This is a genomic window from Arthrobacter sp. STN4, from assembly GCF_024539665.1.
In the GTDB taxonomy this organism is placed as follows: Bacteria; Actinomycetota; Actinomycetes; order Actinomycetales; family Micrococcaceae; genus Specibacter.
In genome coordinates this window covers 1-507 of sequence record NZ_JAKZGX010000091.1, presented here as the reverse complement: position 1 = coordinate 507, position 507 = coordinate 1, and the positions used below count along the sequence as shown (strand labels likewise).

Sequence of the window (507 nt, the reverse complement as noted above, 5' to 3'; positions counted from 1 at the left end):
GGTCCAGATCGGTACGCACTCCACTGTCAGTGGCGAAACGAGCCATGACGAGCGCTGCATCGCGCAGAGTGTCACGGTCACGCCGTAGGCTGGAGATTTCCTCAGCGGAGACCACCTCGGCGACGACTCTGCCATGTCGGGACAGGGGAACATCGTTTCCCGCTTCAGCCGAGGCAACCAGCGAGGATAGGCCGGCACGTGATGCTTCTGTGATGGTCATGGTGGTCATATAAGAACTATACAGATTTCTATGTAGATTCTCAATCGGTCGCGTGTATCGCGATTGCCGTGGCGTCAATGTCGATCGGGCATGGGTTTGGTCCGCGTTCAGAGTTGGCCGTAATGGTCAATGGATCACAACGGCTTTGATGTCCCGTAGCGGGAACCTCCTGCGGGACAAAAAGCCCATGCTGGCCCGTTGCTAGGTAGCATCGGATTAACCGGCGGCAAGGAGGTGGCGAAATGTTTGAGCGATTTACGGATCGAGCTCGGCGTGTTCTTGTCCTA

At 56.6% G+C, this 507-nt stretch carries 1 protein-coding gene; it reads right to left on the bottom strand.

Annotated features, from left to right (window positions below; all coding sequences use genetic code 11):
• On the bottom strand, positions 1–229 hold a 229-nt coding region (locus MMF96_RS19470; protein ID WP_256884449.1), incomplete at its 3' end, for a type II toxin-antitoxin system Phd/YefM family antitoxin.
• Positions 230–507 lie beyond the last annotated feature (278 nt).